This is a genomic window from Streptomyces sp. NPDC088387 (genome assembly GCF_044753385.1).
In the GTDB taxonomy this organism is placed as follows: Bacteria; Actinomycetota; Actinomycetes; order Streptomycetales; family Streptomycetaceae; genus Streptomyces.
In genome coordinates, this window is sequence record NZ_JBIVNC010000004.1 from 111646 (window position 1) to 126789 (window position 15144).

The following is a 15144-nucleotide window of genomic DNA, read 5'->3' on the forward strand; positions in this document are numbered from 1 at the left end:
TGAGGCGGTCGCGGATGCCGTGCCGGGTGGGGAGTCGTACGGGGGCCGTACGGGGGCCGTACGGGAGTCGTGCCGGGTGCGTCAGCCGAGTACGGCGAGCGCGTCGATCTCGATGAGCAGTCCGGCCGGCAGACCGACGTAGACGGTCGTGCGCGCGGCGGGCGGGGCGGTGAGGCCCTGCTCCTCGAAGTAGGTGTTGTAGATGCCGTTCATCTCGGCGAAGTGGTCGACGTCGGTGAGGTAGACGCGGATCATCAGCACGTCGTCCCAGCTCGCGCCGCCCTCCTCCAGGATCGCCTTGACGTTGGCGAGGGTCTGGAGGGTCTGCTCGCGCAGGGTGGGGCCGGCCGGTGTCGGGGGCTGCCCCTCGACGGCGGGAAGGAAGCCGACCTGGCCGGCGACCTGGAGGATGTTCCCCTTGCGGACACCGTGCGAGAACTTCGCGGGCGGGGTGGTGTGGGTCTTGGGGGTGAGGGCGGTCTTCTCGGTCATCCGTTTCCGGCTTCCTTGATCGGTGTTCTGCCTGAGTACTCGCCGCTGACGGCGTCCGCGGTGCGGCGCACGAGCGGGAGCAGGGTGAGGAGTTCGTCGGCGGTCACGACGACGTTGGGCGCGGACACCGACATGGCGGCGACGACCCGGCCGTCCGCGCCGCGGATCGGGGCGCCGACGCAGTTGATGGACTCCTCGTGGCCACCGAGGTCGGTGGCCCAGCCCTGTTCGCGCACCTTCTCCAGCTCGCGCAGGAACGCGGGCGCGTTGGGTGTCGAACGGGCCGTGTACATGGGGTAGTCGAGCTTCTCCGCGAGGGCGCGGCGGTCGGGCTCGGGGAGGTCGGCGAGCAGCAGCTTGGCGACGGCGGCGACCGTGATGGCGACGGGCTTGCCGATCCGCGAGTACATACGCACCGGGTAGCGGCTCTCCACCTTGTCGATGTAGAGCACCTCGTTCTCCTCGTAGACGGCGAGGTGGACGGTGTGACCACAGGCCTCGTTGAGGCGTACGAGGTGGCTGTGCGCGATCTCGCGGATGTCCAGGTTCTCCATCGCCTCCTGGGCGAGCGCGAACAGGCGGGCGCCGAGGCGGTAGCGCTGGTCGGACTGGCGGTAGACGAAGCCGTGCTCGTGCAGGGTGCGCAGGAGGCGGAGCGCGGTGGACTTGTGGACGCCGAGCCGCTCGGCGACCTTGCCGAGGTCGGCGGGGCCCTCGGCGAGCAGCGGCAGGATGCTCAGCGCGCGGTCGACGGTCTGGCTCATGGTGTGCGTACCTCCTCGTCGGCCCGGTCGTCGGCGGCTGTCCAGCCGGGGCCGAGTCGAAGTGTCTCCCAGGCTTGGTCGTCGAGAGCGGCGAGGCGGTCGGCGAGGGCGCGGGAGGGGGGTGTGGCCAGGTCGCCGGGGACGGTGAGGGCGGCTGCGGCCATGAGGTGGCCGTGTCTGAGCCGTTCCCCGACGGGGAGGTTGCGGAGGGTGCCGGAGAGGAAGCCCGCGGCGAAGGCGTCGCCGGCGCCGGTCGCGGCGGTGACGGTGACCCTGGGGGCCGGGGCGAAGGTGGTCCGGGGTTCGGCGTGGACGTGGGCCGTCGCGCCCCTCCCGCCGTCCTTGACCACCAGCACCCCCGGCTCGGGCAGGAGTTCGCGGATCTGGTCCGCGCCGCCCGTCACCCCCCACGTCTCCTCGGCCTCGTCCAGGCCGACGAAGACGATGTCGGCCGTGCGGGCCAGGTCCAGGAGGACGGCGGGGGCGTCGGTGGCGGAGTGCCACAGGCGGGCCCGGTGGTTGACGTCGAAGGAGATCAGCGGGCGCCCGGGGCGCGGAGCCGTCAGCGTGCGCAGCAGGTGCAGGCAGTCCGGGGAGAGCGCCGCCGTGATCCCGGAGAGGTGCAGGATCCGCCCGGCGCCCACCGCGGCCGCGTCCACGTTGGCCACGGACATCGCGGACGCCGCGGAGCCCGCGCGGTAGTACGCCACCTCATGGGCGTCGGTGGAGCGGTCGCCGGCGGTGCGGAAGTAGATGCCGGTGTGCCGGCCGGGGTCGCGGCGGACGGCGGAGACGTCCACGCCGTACGCGCCGATCGCGGCCACCAGATGGTCGCCGAAGGCGTCCGCGCCGACCCGGCCGACCCAGCGCACGGCGTGTCCGGCGGCGGCGAGGGTGCAGACGACGTTGGACTCGGCGCCGCCGATGCCGCGGTCGAAGGACGTCACGTCGGCGAGGCGGCCCGGTGTGGTGGGCAGGAACGTGACCATGGACTCGCCGAGCGCGACGACGTCCACGACGTCGGGGGCGTTGGTGGCTCCGTTGGCGGTCACGATGGTGGTGGCTCCTCGGCGCTGATGCGGGCGGCGACTCCGTTGACCCCGCGTTGGCCGAGATGTTAGACAGCAGTAAGCGACATACGCAATGGACGTTGCACATAATGCAACACCCCGGATCAGGGAGGCTCCATGGCCCTCGACAGCGACGGCACCGGCTCCGCGGCGCTCGCCCGGCTCTCCGAGGAGCGCGTCGACCACCGCTTCAAGGGCCTTCCCCCGGACGCCGCCGGACTGACGGTCGGCGAGCTGGCGGCCCAGCGCCGCAACCTCTTCACCGGCGGCTTCACCACCCCGGTGCTGGCCCTGTCCGCCGAGCGCCTGGAGCACAACCTCGCGCTGATGGAGACGTACTCCGCCCGCCACGGCCTCGCCTTCGCCCCGCACGGCAAGACGTCCATGGCCCCGCAGCTCTTCCGGCGCCAGATCGAGCACGGCGCCTGGGGCATCACGCTCGCCGTCCCGCACCAGGTCCGTGTGGCACGGGCGTTCGGCACCGAGCGGATCTTCCTCGCGAACGAGCTGGTGGACCCGGCGGCCCTGCGCTGGATCGCCGCCGAACTCGCCCAGGACCCCTCCTTCCGTTTCCTCTGTTACGTCGACTCCGTGCGCGGCGTCGCGCTGATGGACGAGGCGCTGCGCGGGTCGGCCCGCCCGGTGGACGTGGTGGTGGAACTGGCGGCCGGCGAGGGCGCGCGCACGGGGGTGCGTACGGAAGCGGAGTGCGCGGCGGTGGCCGACGCCGTGGCCGCGGTGGACACCCTGCGGCTGGTCGGGGTCGCGGGCTACGAGGGCGAGGTGCCGCGGGCGGACCCGGAGCGGGTGCACGCGTGGCTGCGGCGGCTGGTGGCGCTGGCGGTGGACTTCGACAAGGCGGGGCGGTTCGCCGGTCTGGACGAGATCGTGGTCAGCGCCGGCGGCAGCGCGTGGTTCGACGCGGTGGCGGACGTGTTCGCGGAGATCCCGGAACTCTCCGAGCCCGTACTGAAGTTGCTGCGCTCGGGCGCGTACGTCTCGCACGACGACGGGCACTACCGCGAGCTGACGCCGTTCAACCGGGTGCCGGAGGAGGGCGCGCTGGAGCCGGCGTTCCGGCTGTGGGCGCAGGTGGTCTCGCGGCCCTCGGCGGAGCAGGCGTTCGCCAACGCGGGCAAGCGGGACGCGGCGTACGACCTCCATCTGCCGTTCGCCCAGGTGGTGCGGCGGGACGGTCCTGAGCGGGCGGCGACCGGGATCGAGGTGACGGGCCTGTCCGACCAGCACGCCTGGCTGCGGACGGCCGAGGGGGCGGACCTGGAGGTCGGGGACTGGCTCGGTATGGGCCTGTCCCACCCGTGCACGTCGTTCGACAAGTGGCAGCTGATCCCGGTGGCCGAGGCGGACGGCACGGTCGTCGACTACATCCGTACGTTCTTCTAGGAGGCCGGAACCCCATGGCAGAGCTCGTCATCAGGGACGCGGACGTCGTCGACGGCACGGGCGCGCCCGCCTACCGCGCGGATGTGGCCGTGGAGGACGGCAGGATCGTCCAGATCGTCAAGGAGGCGGCGTCGGCGGGCTGCCAACGCCCCACGGCGACCAGGGAGTTGGACGCGGAGGGGCTGGTTCTCTCCCCCGGTTTCATCGACATGCACGCGCACAGCGACCTGGCGCTGCTGCGGGACCCCGACCACAGCGCGAAGGCCGCGCAGGGTGTGACGCTGGAGGTCATCGGCCAGGACGGGCTGTCGTACGCGCCGGTCGACGACCGTACGCTCGCGGAGGTCCGCCGCGCGATCACCGGCTGGAACGGGTACGGCGACGACATCGACTTCGACTGGCGTTCGGTCGGCGAGTACCTGGACCGGCTGGACCGGGGAACAGCCGTCAACGCGGCCTATCTGATCCCGCAGGGCACGGTCCGCGCGCTCGCGGTCGGCTGGGAGGACCGCGAGGCGACCCCGGCGGAGCTTGACCGGATGCGGCAACTGGTCGCGGAGGGCCTGGAGCAGGGCGCGGTCGGTATGTCGTCGGGGCTGACGTACACCCCGGGCATGTACGCCAAGGACGCCGAACTGACCGAACTGTGCCGGGTGGTGGCGTCGTACGGCGGCTACTACTGCCCGCACCACCGCAGTTACGGGGCGGGCGCGCTGGAGGCGTACGAGGAGATGGTGGCGCTGGCGCGGGAGGCGGACTGTCCGCTGCACCTGGCCCACGCCACCATGAACTTCGGCGTGAACAAGGGCCGCGCACCGGAGCTGCTCACCCTCCTCGACGAGGCACTCGCGTCCGGCGCGGACATCACCCTCGACACCTATCCGTACACCCCCGGCAGCACCACCCTGGCGGCGCTGCTGCCGAGTTGGGCGAGCGAGGGCGGTCCTGAGCGGATCCTGCACCGGCTCACGGACGAGGAGACGTCGGCGCGGATCCGGCACCACCTGGAGGTGCTCGGCGCGGACGGCTGCCACGGGGTGCCGGTGGAGTGGGAGACGATCGAGATCTCCGGCGTGACGAGCCCGGAGCTGGCGGAGTACGTCGGCAGCACGATCGCCGACTCGGCGGCGCGCCGCGGGGAGTCCCCGTGGACCACGGCCCACCGCCTCCTGGTGGAGGACCGTCTTGGCCCGACGATCCTCCAGCACGTCGGCCACGAGGAGAACGTCCGCGCGATCATGCGCCACCGGGTGCACACCGGCGGCTCGGACGGCATCCTCCAGGGCGCGAAGCCGCACCCACGGGCGTACGGCACCTTCCCGCAGTATCTCGGCCGGTACGTACGGGAGTTGGGTGTGCTGACCCTGGAGGACTGCGTGGCCCACCTCACCTCGCGGCCCGCGGCCCGGCTCCGGCTGCCGGACCGCGGCACGGTCCGCGAGGGCTACCGCGCCGACCTGGTCCTCTTCGATCCGGCGACGGTCGCGGCGGGCTCGACGTTCGAGCAGCCGCGCACGCCGCCGACGGGTGTCGAACACGTGCTGATCGACGGCCGGTTCGTCATCGAGGAGGGCAGGCGGACGGACGTACTGGCGGGCCGCTCGGTCCGCCGGGTGGGCGCCGCCGGTTAGGGCTTGGGCAGGGTGCAGCCGGCGGCGAAGAGATCGAGCTTGTTGTCGACGCCGAAGCAGGCGGGGATGTTGTAGGTCTGCTGGGCGTAGTTGATGCCCTGGCGGACCGTGACGTTCCCGCTCGCGTCGACCTCGCACGGGTTGTTGAGCGTGCAGCGCTGGCCGCTCTCGTTGCCGGTGTTGTTGACGGCGACGACCTGTCCGGTGGCCTGGTTGACGACGGGCGAGCCGGAGGTGCCGCCGATGGTGTTGCAGGCGGAGGTGTAGCGGACGGAGTCCTTCCAGGTCCAGCCGTCCTCCTTGAGCTGGTGGGCGAACCCGTCGATCGAGCAGTTGTATATCCGCTTCCAGTAGCCGGAGACGACGCTGATGGCGGTGCCGGCGGCGGGGCGGGTGTCGCTGAGGGTGAGGGCGGAGATCCCGTAGGAGGCGCGGATCTGCGCGTACGTGGTCGTCAGCTGGTAGACGGACACATCGGTGTCGGTCATGGTCGAGTAGGCGATCTTGTTGGCGCGCAGGGTGGCGACCCGGGTGCCGGCGGAGTTGAGCAGCCCGAAGGTCCGGGTGGAGGCCTGGTCGACAACGACCTCCCCGGGCTCGGGGAACCCGGTCTCCAGGCAGTGCCCGTTGCTCATCACGAGCGCGGGGTCGTCGTCGGCGGAGTCGGGCATCCGCACCACGGACCCGGAACAGTTGCTGAGCGAGACGGTCCCGGCGAAGGAGACGGCCTGGACGGCGGGCGCGGTGGCGGTGGCGGTGGCCTGGACGGGCTGGGCGGCCCGGGTGGCGGGGGCGGTGTCCGGGGTGACGGCGACCGCGGGCGCCGCGCCAATGCCGGTCACCACCAGGGCGGCGAACACGGCAAGCAGGGGCTTCTTCATGTGGGGGTCCCCTCGTACGAACGAAGCGACCGGAGATCTTCCGGCCGCTCGGTGCGTGGTGATGCAGTGCTTTGTCATGCACATTGTTGACGCGAGGGACGTCGGGGACAAGAAGGCCTCGGGAGGCGTAGGGGTATCCCCATGACAGACGCTTCCGCCGCTGGTCACCGGGGCCACACAGGAAGTACATGGTATCTTCACGGAATTCATGGCCCTCCGCGAACGGGGCGTGCCCCCGTTGTGCTTTGGAGAACCAGAGAATGACTGTGCCTGCCGTTTCGGTGATCGTCGCCGCGTACAACGCGATGCCCTATCTGACGCGCTGCCTCACCTCGGTGGCCGAACAGAGCATCGGCCGGGACGAGTTGGAGCTCATCGTCGTCGACGACGGGTCGACCGACGGGACCGCGGCGGAGCTGGAGCGGCTGGCGGGCGAGTACGCCGGGCTGTTGCGGGTGGTGCGGCAGGAGAATTCCGGTGGTCCGTCGGTGCCGCGCAACGCCGGACTCGACCTCGCCCGGGGCCGGTTCGTGTTCTTCCTGGACGCCGACGACTATCTGGGGCCGGAGGCCCTGGAACGTATGGTGGCCATGGCCGAGGCCAACGGCACCGACGTGGTGCTCGGCAAGATGGTCGGCGTCGGCGGTCGCGGTGCGCCCACCTCGATGTTCCGCAAGGACCAGCCACGGACGGACGTCTTCTCCTCGCGCGCGTACTGGACGCTGAACCCGATGAAGCTGTTCCGCCGGGAGCTGCTGGAGCGGCTGCGCCTCAGGTTTCCCGCGGACCTGTCCATCGGTGAGGACCAGCTCTTCGTCGGCCCCGCCCTCATCGGGGCCGCGGGCATCTCCGTACTCGCCTCGTACGACTGCCTGTACTGGGTGCGGCGCGAGGACGACGGCAACATCACCCTGCGCAGCGGCGGCACGGAGCCCCGGCTGCGGTTCCTGCCCCGCGTGGTCGACACCCTGCTGACGAGCGTGCCGCCCGGCCCGGACCGCGACCACCTGGCGCACCGGCATCTGACCGTCGAGGTGCAGCAGTTGCTCACGCATCTGGCCCGGGAGCCGCGGCCGGACCAGGAGAAGGCGCTCGCCACACTCGCCGGGATCATCGCCCCGCTCTGGCACGACGGCCTGAACGACCGGCTCTCGGCCATGGCCCGGCTCCGCCTGTACCTCGTACGCCACGAGATGCTCGACGAACTCCTCGAACTCGTCCGGTTCGAGGCGGAGCTGGCGCGGACGCCGGTGGCCACGCCCGTACTCGTCGACGGCGGCCGGGCCCTCGCCCGTTATCCCTTCCTCCGCGACCCCGACCGCGCGATCCCGGACGAGTACTACGACGTCACCGCCCAGCTCGGGACACGCCATCACGTCGGCCGGGCCGAGCTGCGCGGCACCACCCTGCACCTCGCGGGCCACGGCTACCTGCACCGCGTCGCCACCGAGGACGTCGGCACGGAGCTGGTCCTGCGCGAGCGCGACGGTGAGCGGGAGTTCCGGCTGCCCGTCACCCACACCGCGTCGCCCGGCCTGGGCGCGGACGAGGACGAGGGGCGGTACGAGTACACCCGTGCCGGGTTCGAGACCACCGTCGACCTCACCACCGTGGCCGGCGGCGGGCCGCTCGACGACGGCCTGTGGGACTTCTTTCTCGCCGTCGGCGCGCAGGGCATCACCCGCGAGGTCCGCATCGGCAACAAGCGGGCCGGTGATGTCGCCAGGAAGCCCGCGATCCATGTCCTGGAGGTCGGCGGCCGGCTCCGAGCCGTCACCCTCTACGCCACCAGGCCGCACGGCAATCTCAGCCTCGACATCGGCGAGCGCAAGCACACCGTGGCGCCGAAGCTGAAGCTGGACGACCGTGTGCGCTGGGCCGCCGACGCTCCGGCCGAACTGGAGTTCACCGGCCGCTGCACCCTCGCCGCCTACCCCGAGAGCGCTCTGGTGGTGAGCCTCGGCAACAACGAGGGCGACACCGCCGTGTTCCGGGCGTCCGCGACCGGGGACGGGTTCGTCGTCCGTGTGTCCGTGGACGAGCTGGCCGCCGGTGTGTGGCACGGCGAGCTGCGGCTCGGCGACTGGTCACTGCCCCTCCCCCGCCTCCCCAAGGACCTTCCCGCGGCCAGATGGCGTCGGCGCGCCCTCCCCTGGTACGCCAAGCCCGCCCCGGCCGGCGACGACGACCGCTTCGCCCTCCAGGTGGCCAGGGTCGATCTTGTGCGGGCGGCGATACGCACGGTCCGTTCCTGAGCGGCCGTTCCCGAGGGGCCGTTCCTGGGGCGCCCCGCGTCTCATGTGGCGGAAAGCACGAGCCGAGGGGCGTTACCCGGCCGTAAGCTCCTTGACATGCAGGTGATCCAGTCGACGAAGCTCGCCAACGTCTGTTACGAGATCCGGGGGCCGGTGCTGGAGGAGGCGATGCGGCTGGAGGCGGCCGGGCATCGGATCCTCAAGCTGAACACCGGGAACCCGGCGGCGTTCGGCTTCGAGTGCCCCGCGGAGATCCTTGAGGACATCCTGCGGAACGTGTCCACGGCCCACGGGTACGGCGACGCGAAGGGGCTGCTCGCCGCCCGGCGCGCGGTCGTGATGCACAACCAGACCCTCGGCATCGAGACGGACGTCGAGCACGTCTTCATCGGCAACGGTGTCTCCGAGCTGATCACCATGGCGATGCAGGGGCTCCTCGACGACGGCGACGAGGTCCTCGTACCCGCGCCGGACTACCCGCTGTGGACCGCCGCGGTCTCCCTGTCCGGTGGTACGGCCGTGCACTACCGGTGCGACGAGCAGTCCGACTGGATGCCCGATCTCGCCGACGTCGAGCGCAAGGTCACCGACCGCACCAAGGCGATCGTCATCATCAACCCGAACAACCCGACCGGCGCGGTCTACGACGAGGAGATGCTGCGCGGGCTCACCGACATCGCCCGGCGCCACAACCTCCTCGTCTGCTCCGACGAGATCTACGACAAGATCCTCTACGACGGGGCCGTCCACACGCCGACCGCCGCCGTGGCGCCCGATCTGCTCACGCTCACCTTCAACGGGATGTCCAAGGCGTATCGCGTCGCCGGGTACCGGGTCGGGTGGATGTCGATCTCCGGGCCGCGTTCGCACGCCGACTCCTACATCGAGGGCCTCACGATCCTCGCGAACATGCGGCTGTGCGCGAACATGCCGGGTCAGCACGGGGTGGTCGCCGCGCTCAGCGGACGGCAGACCATCAACGACCTCGTGCTGCCCGGCGGGCGGCTCAAGGAGCAGCTGGACGTCGCCTACGAGCTGCTCACGCAGATCCCCGGTGTCACCTGTGTGCGGCCCAAGGGGGCGCTGTACCTCTTCCCGCGGCTCGACCCCAAGGTCTTCAAGATCAAGGACGACCGGCAGATGGTGCTGGACCTGCTGCGCCGCGAGAAGATCATGGTGGTGCACGGCACCGGTTTCAACTGGCCCGAGCCCGACCACTTCCGGGTCGTGACCCTGCCGTCGGCGGGTGATCTGCGGGACGCGGTGGGGCGGATCGGCAACTTCCTGGACGGGTACAGCCAGCCGTGAACGTGGCGCGCGGCGCCGGTGCGGGGCCGGTCTCGCGAACTTCTCAACTTTAGACTCGATCCAAGCTAGGATGGTTTCTGTCTGAGCACAGGAGGCCATCCCATGTACGAGCCGATCCGCACCAAGTCGGTCCACAGCACGATGGTCGGTGCGCCCTCCGACTTTCCGCACCGGTCCCGTGAGGAGGAGCTGGACATCCAGCTCGCGGGGCATCTCGCCGCGCTGCTCGCCGTGACGGATGAGCTGCGCGCGGCGGGGCTGTCCGCCGACCTGGACACCGCGGTGGGTCGGCTCACGGCGCAGGTGACGCGTCTGCGGGGTGGCGTCGCGCCGGTCCGCGTCGTGCCGTCCGGGGCCGCCGGTGACCTCGACGCGCTGCACGAACGCGCGCACACCCTCGCCGGGCGGGCCCTGGTGGTCGCCGCGTCCCGCGCGGACACCGCGGCGGCGATCCTCTCGGCCGAACGCATGGACGCCCACGCCACCCCGGCAACCACCTGACCGAATCGCGACCACCCGTCACACGTGGCCGGTCGCGCAGTTCCCCGCGCCCCTGAAGGACGGCGGCGAAGCCGCCTGCCAGGGGCGCGGGGAACTGCGCGAGCAACCCCCACCGGAGCCGCGGACAAAGGACGGCCTCTTCAGGGGCGCGGGGAACGGCGCGAGCAACCCCCACCGGGGCCGCGGACGAAGGACGGCCTTTTCAGGGGCGCGGGGAACTGCGCGAACAGCGTCCACCGGGGCGCACCCGGCGACGATGCCCGGGCGGGCGTGGCGTACCGGGACCGGTAAGTCACCCCGCGTTCACCCCCGGACAGGGGGAACGTTGGGTTCCGGGAGCACCCTCCCACGCGTGAGACGAATCACAGGCATAGTCCTCGCGGTCCTCCTGATCGGCGGAGTGGTGGCAGCCGTTCTGGCAGGCCGGGACACCGGGGACACAGGCACGGCAACGAAGACCGTGCGCGCAGTCATCGGGTCGGAGAAGGCGGAGTTCTTCGCCGACCCCAAGGTCGTGGACGCCCTCGCCGCCAAGGGCTACACCGTGCAGGCCGAGACCTCCGGGTCCTGGGCCATGGAGGGACTGGATCTCGCCGGATACGACTTCGCGTTCCCGTCCAGCCAGGCGCCCGCCGACGAACTGGCGAAGAAGTTCGACGTAAGGCAGCCACTGCCGCGCCCCTTCTACTCGCCCCTCGTCGTCGTCGCCCACCGCAACGCCGCCGAAGTACTGGCCGGGAACGGGCTCGCCACCGTCGACGAGCACCGCGGCACCCTGAAGATGAACGCCTTCCTCGACGCCGCAGAGCACGACCGGACCTGGCAGCAGCTCAAGGGGGCCGACAGGTACGGGGAGTTGACCGGCACGCTCTACGTGGCGACGACCGACCCCGAGACCTCCAACTCCGGCGCGCTCTACCTCGCCGCCACCTCCTACGCGGCCAACGGCGGCCGTGTCGTCGCCTCCGACGCCGACGTCGAGAAGACGGCACCGCTGCTGCGCAAGCTCGTCCAGGTGCAGGGCGCCCAGCAGTCCAGCTCGGACGCCGCGTTCCGGGACTTCGTCAGCGGCGCCGGCAACCCGCTGGTGTGGGTGTACGAGTCGCAGGTCGCCGCGCTGCTCGCGGACGGCCAGGGCATCGACGACCTCGTGGTGCTCTACCCGGACACCACCGCCAACAGCGACCACACCGTCGTACCGCTGACCGAGGACGGCCGCGCGGTCGGCGAACTCCTGAGCAACGAACCGCAGTTGCGCGAGCTGGCCGTACGGCACGGCTTCCGTCCGCAGGGCGCCGCACCCGAGTTCACGCAGGCCACCGCGGACCGCACCGACTACCTGAACCAGAAGCTGACCGGCGTCCGGCAGGCGCCCGTGCCCACCTCCGCGGTGCTGCACGAGATGGCGCGCCGGGCGCGGGGATGAGGGGGGACAGCAGATGACCGAGTTCGACGGGTCCATCGGGGCCAGCACCAGCCAGAACACCAGCAGGAGCAGTGAGGAGACGTTCACCCTGACGCCGCCGGAGCCGGTGGCGCGGGTGCCGCGGGAGAAGGCCGGCGGTCTGGTCCCGGTGGACGACGGCGTCCGTACGGACATGGCGCGCAAGGCCGCCGACTACGTGGCCGGGCTCGCGTCCCTGGACGCCCGCTCCCCCGAGTTCGCCGGCAAGGTCGGCGAGATCACCGCGCTCGGCGCCGGCGAGATGCGGACCGCCGCCGCGCAGTCCAACCGGATGCTGGAACGGACCGTACGCAGTCTGCCCGGCAAGGGCGGGGACACCCAGTCGCAGGTCGCCGGGTCGCTGGTCGAACTGCGGCGGGTCGTGGAGGACCTGGATCCGCGGGATCTGCCGGCCGGCAAGGGACGGAAGTTCCTGTCGCGGCTGCCCGGCGGGAACAAGCTGCGCGACCATGTCGCCAAGTACGCCTCCGCGCAGGGCACGCTCAACAGGATCGTCGGCTCCCTGCGCGGCGGACAGGACGAACTGCGCCGGGACAGCGCCGCGTTGCAGACCGAGCGGGTGCGGCTGTGGGAGACCATGGGCAAGCTCCAGGAGTACGTCGTCCTGACCGAGGCCCTGGACACCGCCGTCGAGCAGCACATCGCGGGCGTCGACACGACCGACCCGCAGTCCGCGGACTCACTGCGGGCCGACGTCCTCTTCCCGGTCCGCCAGAAGCACCAGGACCTGCTCACGCAACTGGCGGTGTGCGCACAGGGCTACCTCGCCATGGACGTCGTACGCCGCAACAACGAGGAACTCATCAAGGGCGTCGACCGCGCGGCCACCACGACCGTCTCCGCGCTGCGGATCTCCGTGATGCTGGCGTCCGCGCTCGACAACCAGAAGAAGGTCGTCGAGCAGGTCAACGCGTTGCGCGGCACCACCGAGGACCTGATCCGCGCCAACGCCGAGATGCTCGCCACGCAGAGCGGTGAGATCCAGCGCATCGCGGCGGACCCGGCGGTCGGCGCGGAGACCCTGCGGGCCGCGTTCCAGCAGATCTACCGCACGCTCGACGCGATCGACACGTACAAGGTGCAGGCCACCGAGGTCATGGCCTCGACGGTCGAGTCGCTGACCTCCGAACTCCAGAACGCGAGCAGCTACCTGGAGCGCAGCCGCTCCCAGGGCGCTCTTGAGGGAGGTCTCGGATGAGACACCGCCCCATGACCGTGGCGCTCGCCGCGGCGCTCGCGCTGCTCACGGGCTGCACGTCCGCCTCGGACGATCCCGCGCCGGCCAACACCTACCAGGCGGGCACCCTGCGCGTCCTCGCGTCCAGCGAGCTCAGCGACATGACGCCGGTCCTGGACCGGATCCGCGAGGACACCGGGATCACCGTCCGGCCGACCTACATGGGCACGCTGGACGCCGTGGAAATGGTCGCCGAGGGCGAGGCCGACACGTCGTACGACGCGGTCTGGCTGTCCTCGAACGACTATCTGCGGCTGCGCCCCGACGCGGCGAAGAAGGTCGTCTCGGAGACCTCGGTCATGTCCAGCCCGGTCGCGATCGGCGTCAAGCCGGCCACCGCGCGGGAGTTGGGCTGGAAGGCCGACGACGTGACCTGGGCGCAGGTCGAGCAGGCCGTTCAGGACGGGAGGCTCACGTACGGCATGACCGACCCGGCGCGCTCCAACTCCGGCTTCTCCACGCTGGTCTCGGTCGCCTCGGCGCTCTCCGGCGCGCAGTCCGCGCTCACCGATACGGACGTCCGCGAGGCGACTCCGCGACTGAAGGAGTTCTTCAAGGGGCAGAAGCTGACGTCGGGTTCGTCGGGCTGGCTGGCGTCCGCCTACGACCGGCGCGGCAACGTCGACGCGCTGCTCAACTACGAGTCCGTACTCCAGGGCATCGACGGCCTCACCGTGATCCGCCCGAGCGACGGCGTGATCACCGCGGACTACCCGCTGTCGTCCCTCGCCTCGTCCGCGCCGACCGCCCGCGAGGACGTCCGCCGGCTCACCGAGGCGCTGCGCTCCCCGGACGTCCAGAAGCAGATCACCGACACCACCCACCGCCGTCCAGTGGTCGCGTCGGTGACCCCGGCGGCCGGTCTCGACACCACCCGCCGCCGCGAACTGCCCTTCCCCGGCAGCCAGTCCGTCGCCGACGGCCTCCTCGACTCGTACGAGAACGAGCTGCGCCGGCCGTCCCGGACGGTCTACGTCCTCGACACCTCCGGCTCGATGACGGGCGACCGGCTCGACCGGCTGAAGAGCGCGCTGACCGATCTCACCGGCGACTTCCGGGAGCGGGAGGAGGTCACCCTGATGCCGTTCGGCTCGGCCGTGAAGAGCGTCCGGACCCATGTGATGGACCCCGCCGACCCGGACGCCGGGCGTGAGGCCGTCCGCAAGGACGCCGACGCGCTCCGGGCCGAGGGCGACACCGCGATCTTCACGTCGCTGGAGAAGGCGTACGACCATCTGAGCGAGGGCAAGGACACGTTCACGTCGATCGTGCTGATGACCGACGGCGAGAACACCGCCGGCTCCGACGCCTCGGACTTCGACGGCTTCTACGCCGGGCTCGACGCCACCGGCAGGCAGACTCCCGTCTTCCCCATCCTCTTCGGCGACTCGGACCGCTCCGAGCTGGAGCACATCGCCGAACTGACCGGCGGCCGGCTCTTCGACGCCCAGCAGGGCTCGCTGGACGGCGCCTTCGAGGAGATCCGTGGCTACCAATAGGTTCGTCGGCTACCTGGAGTCCCGCAAGAACATCACCGGCTGCGCCGGCGGCATGGTGGGCCTGGTCCTGACGTTCACCGGGGTGGCGGGCCCGTACTGGGCGGTCGTGGTGCTCGGTCTGTACGGCGCGGGCGCGCTGATCGCCCCGCCGGAGCGGCCCGCGCTCCCGGACTTCCCGGACCCATCGGCCCAACTGGACGAGATCCGCGCCGACTTCGCCAAGCTCCAGACGTATCTGGCGGACGTGGACCTGCCGCCGGGCACCGCGACCCGGCTGCGCGCCCTGACCGACATCCTGGACGCGCTGCTCGACCCGGGCTGGGTCTCCGAGATCCTCGCCCAGGACCCGGAGGGCGTCCACGCGGTGTCACGGGCGGTACGGCAGGACGTCCCGGAGGCCGTGGACGCGTTCGTCCGCACCCGCTGGTGGCACCGCATGACACCGGGCCAGGAGCCCCCGGAACAACACCTGGAACGACAGCTGGCCGTCCTCCTGGAGGAGTCCGAGAGCCTGGCGGCCGGCCTCAGAGAAACCGAGGCCCGCCGCCAGGAATCCCACACCCGCTACTTGGAGGACCGCCAGCAGTAGGCCCCGAAGGGGCGCGGGGAACTGCGCGCTCGGCCGACACGGCCCCGC

General features: G+C 71.3%; 13 protein-coding genes. 9 read left to right on the forward strand and 4 right to left on the reverse strand.

What is annotated here, in order from left to right; genetic code table 11:
• Positions 1 to 81: 81 nt before the first annotated feature.
• Genes ACIQAC_RS12005 through ACIQAC_RS12015 form a run of 3 tightly spaced genes read right to left on the reverse strand, consistent with a single transcriptional unit; the run spans position 82 to position 2308 of the window.
• The gene (locus tag ACIQAC_RS12005; protein ID WP_402189523.1) at positions 82 to 492 is read right to left on the reverse strand and encodes a RidA family protein; all 411 of its coding nucleotides are present in this window, start codon (positions 490 to 492) and stop codon (positions 82 to 84) included.
• Positions 489 to 1256, reverse strand: coding sequence for an IclR family transcriptional regulator (locus tag ACIQAC_RS12010; protein WP_402189526.1), 768 nt, complete (start codon positions 1254 to 1256; stop codon positions 489 to 491). The genes ACIQAC_RS12005 and ACIQAC_RS12010 overlap by 4 nt, the downstream gene beginning before the upstream one ends.
• Positions 1253 to 2308 (reverse strand): sugar kinase, encoded by a 1056-nt coding sequence (locus ACIQAC_RS12015; RefSeq protein WP_402189528.1) that lies wholly within the window; start codon positions 2306 to 2308, stop codon positions 1253 to 1255. The genes ACIQAC_RS12010 and ACIQAC_RS12015 overlap by 4 nt, the downstream gene beginning before the upstream one ends.
• A gap of 135 nt (positions 2309 to 2443) precedes the next feature.
• Between ACIQAC_RS12015 and ACIQAC_RS12020 the strand changes: the two genes are divergently transcribed.
• Both ACIQAC_RS12020 and ACIQAC_RS12025 read left to right on the forward strand, forming a co-directional pair.
• The gene (locus ACIQAC_RS12020; protein WP_402189529.1) at positions 2444 to 3730 is read left to right on the forward strand and encodes an amino acid deaminase; all 1287 of its coding nucleotides are present in this window, start codon (positions 2444 to 2446) and stop codon (positions 3728 to 3730) included.
• 14 nt (positions 3731 to 3744) lie between these two features.
• Positions 3745 to 5361, forward strand: coding sequence for an amidohydrolase family protein (locus ACIQAC_RS12025; protein ID WP_402189531.1), 1617 nt, complete (start codon positions 3745 to 3747; stop codon positions 5359 to 5361).
• Here the strand turns inward: ACIQAC_RS12025 and ACIQAC_RS12030 are convergent.
• The gene (locus ACIQAC_RS12030) at positions 5358 to 6242 is read right to left on the reverse strand and encodes a serine protease (RefSeq protein WP_402189533.1); all 885 of its coding nucleotides are present in this window, start codon (positions 6240 to 6242) and stop codon (positions 5358 to 5360) included. The genes ACIQAC_RS12025 and ACIQAC_RS12030 overlap by 4 nt on opposite strands.
• 260 nt (positions 6243 to 6502) lie before the next feature.
• Between ACIQAC_RS12030 and ACIQAC_RS12035 the strand changes: the two genes are divergently transcribed.
• From ACIQAC_RS12035 to ACIQAC_RS12065, 7 genes are all read left to right on the forward strand, one after another.
• A complete protein-coding gene (locus tag ACIQAC_RS12035; protein ID WP_402189534.1) occupies positions 6503 to 8497 on the forward strand; it encodes a glycosyltransferase in 1995 nt (664 codons plus the stop codon).
• Between the two features lie 96 nt (positions 8498 to 8593).
• Positions 8594 to 9805, forward strand: a complete 1212-nt coding sequence (locus tag ACIQAC_RS12040) for a pyridoxal phosphate-dependent aminotransferase (protein ID WP_402189536.1) — start codon at positions 8594 to 8596, stop codon at positions 9803 to 9805.
• A 102-nt stretch (positions 9806 to 9907) separates the two neighbouring features.
• Positions 9908 to 10306 carry a hypothetical protein gene (locus tag ACIQAC_RS12045; protein ID WP_402189537.1) on the forward strand — a complete coding sequence of 133 codons (399 nt, stop codon included), beginning with the start codon at positions 9908 to 9910 and terminating at the stop codon, positions 10304 to 10306.
• A 352-nt stretch (positions 10307 to 10658) separates the two neighbouring features.
• On the forward strand, positions 10659 to 11732 hold the full coding sequence (locus ACIQAC_RS12050; protein ID WP_402189540.1) for a hypothetical protein: 1074 nt from the start codon (positions 10659 to 10661) through the stop codon (positions 11730 to 11732).
• Positions 11733 to 11745: 13 nt separating this feature from the next.
• Complete coding sequence (locus ACIQAC_RS12055; RefSeq protein WP_402189543.1) at positions 11746 to 12969, forward strand: toxic anion resistance protein; 1224 nt, start codon at positions 11746 to 11748, stop codon at positions 12967 to 12969.
• Complete coding sequence (locus tag ACIQAC_RS12060) at positions 12966 to 14507, forward strand: substrate-binding domain-containing protein (protein ID WP_402189545.1); 1542 nt, start codon at positions 12966 to 12968, stop codon at positions 14505 to 14507. The genes ACIQAC_RS12055 and ACIQAC_RS12060 overlap by 4 nt, the downstream gene beginning before the upstream one ends.
• Positions 14494 to 15096: a hypothetical protein gene (locus ACIQAC_RS12065; RefSeq protein ID WP_402189547.1), complete on the forward strand. Its 603-nt coding sequence runs from the start codon at positions 14494 to 14496 to the stop codon at positions 15094 to 15096. Before ACIQAC_RS12060 ends, ACIQAC_RS12065 begins: the two co-directional genes overlap by 14 nt.
• The last annotated feature ends 48 nt before the right edge of the window (positions 15097 to 15144 follow it).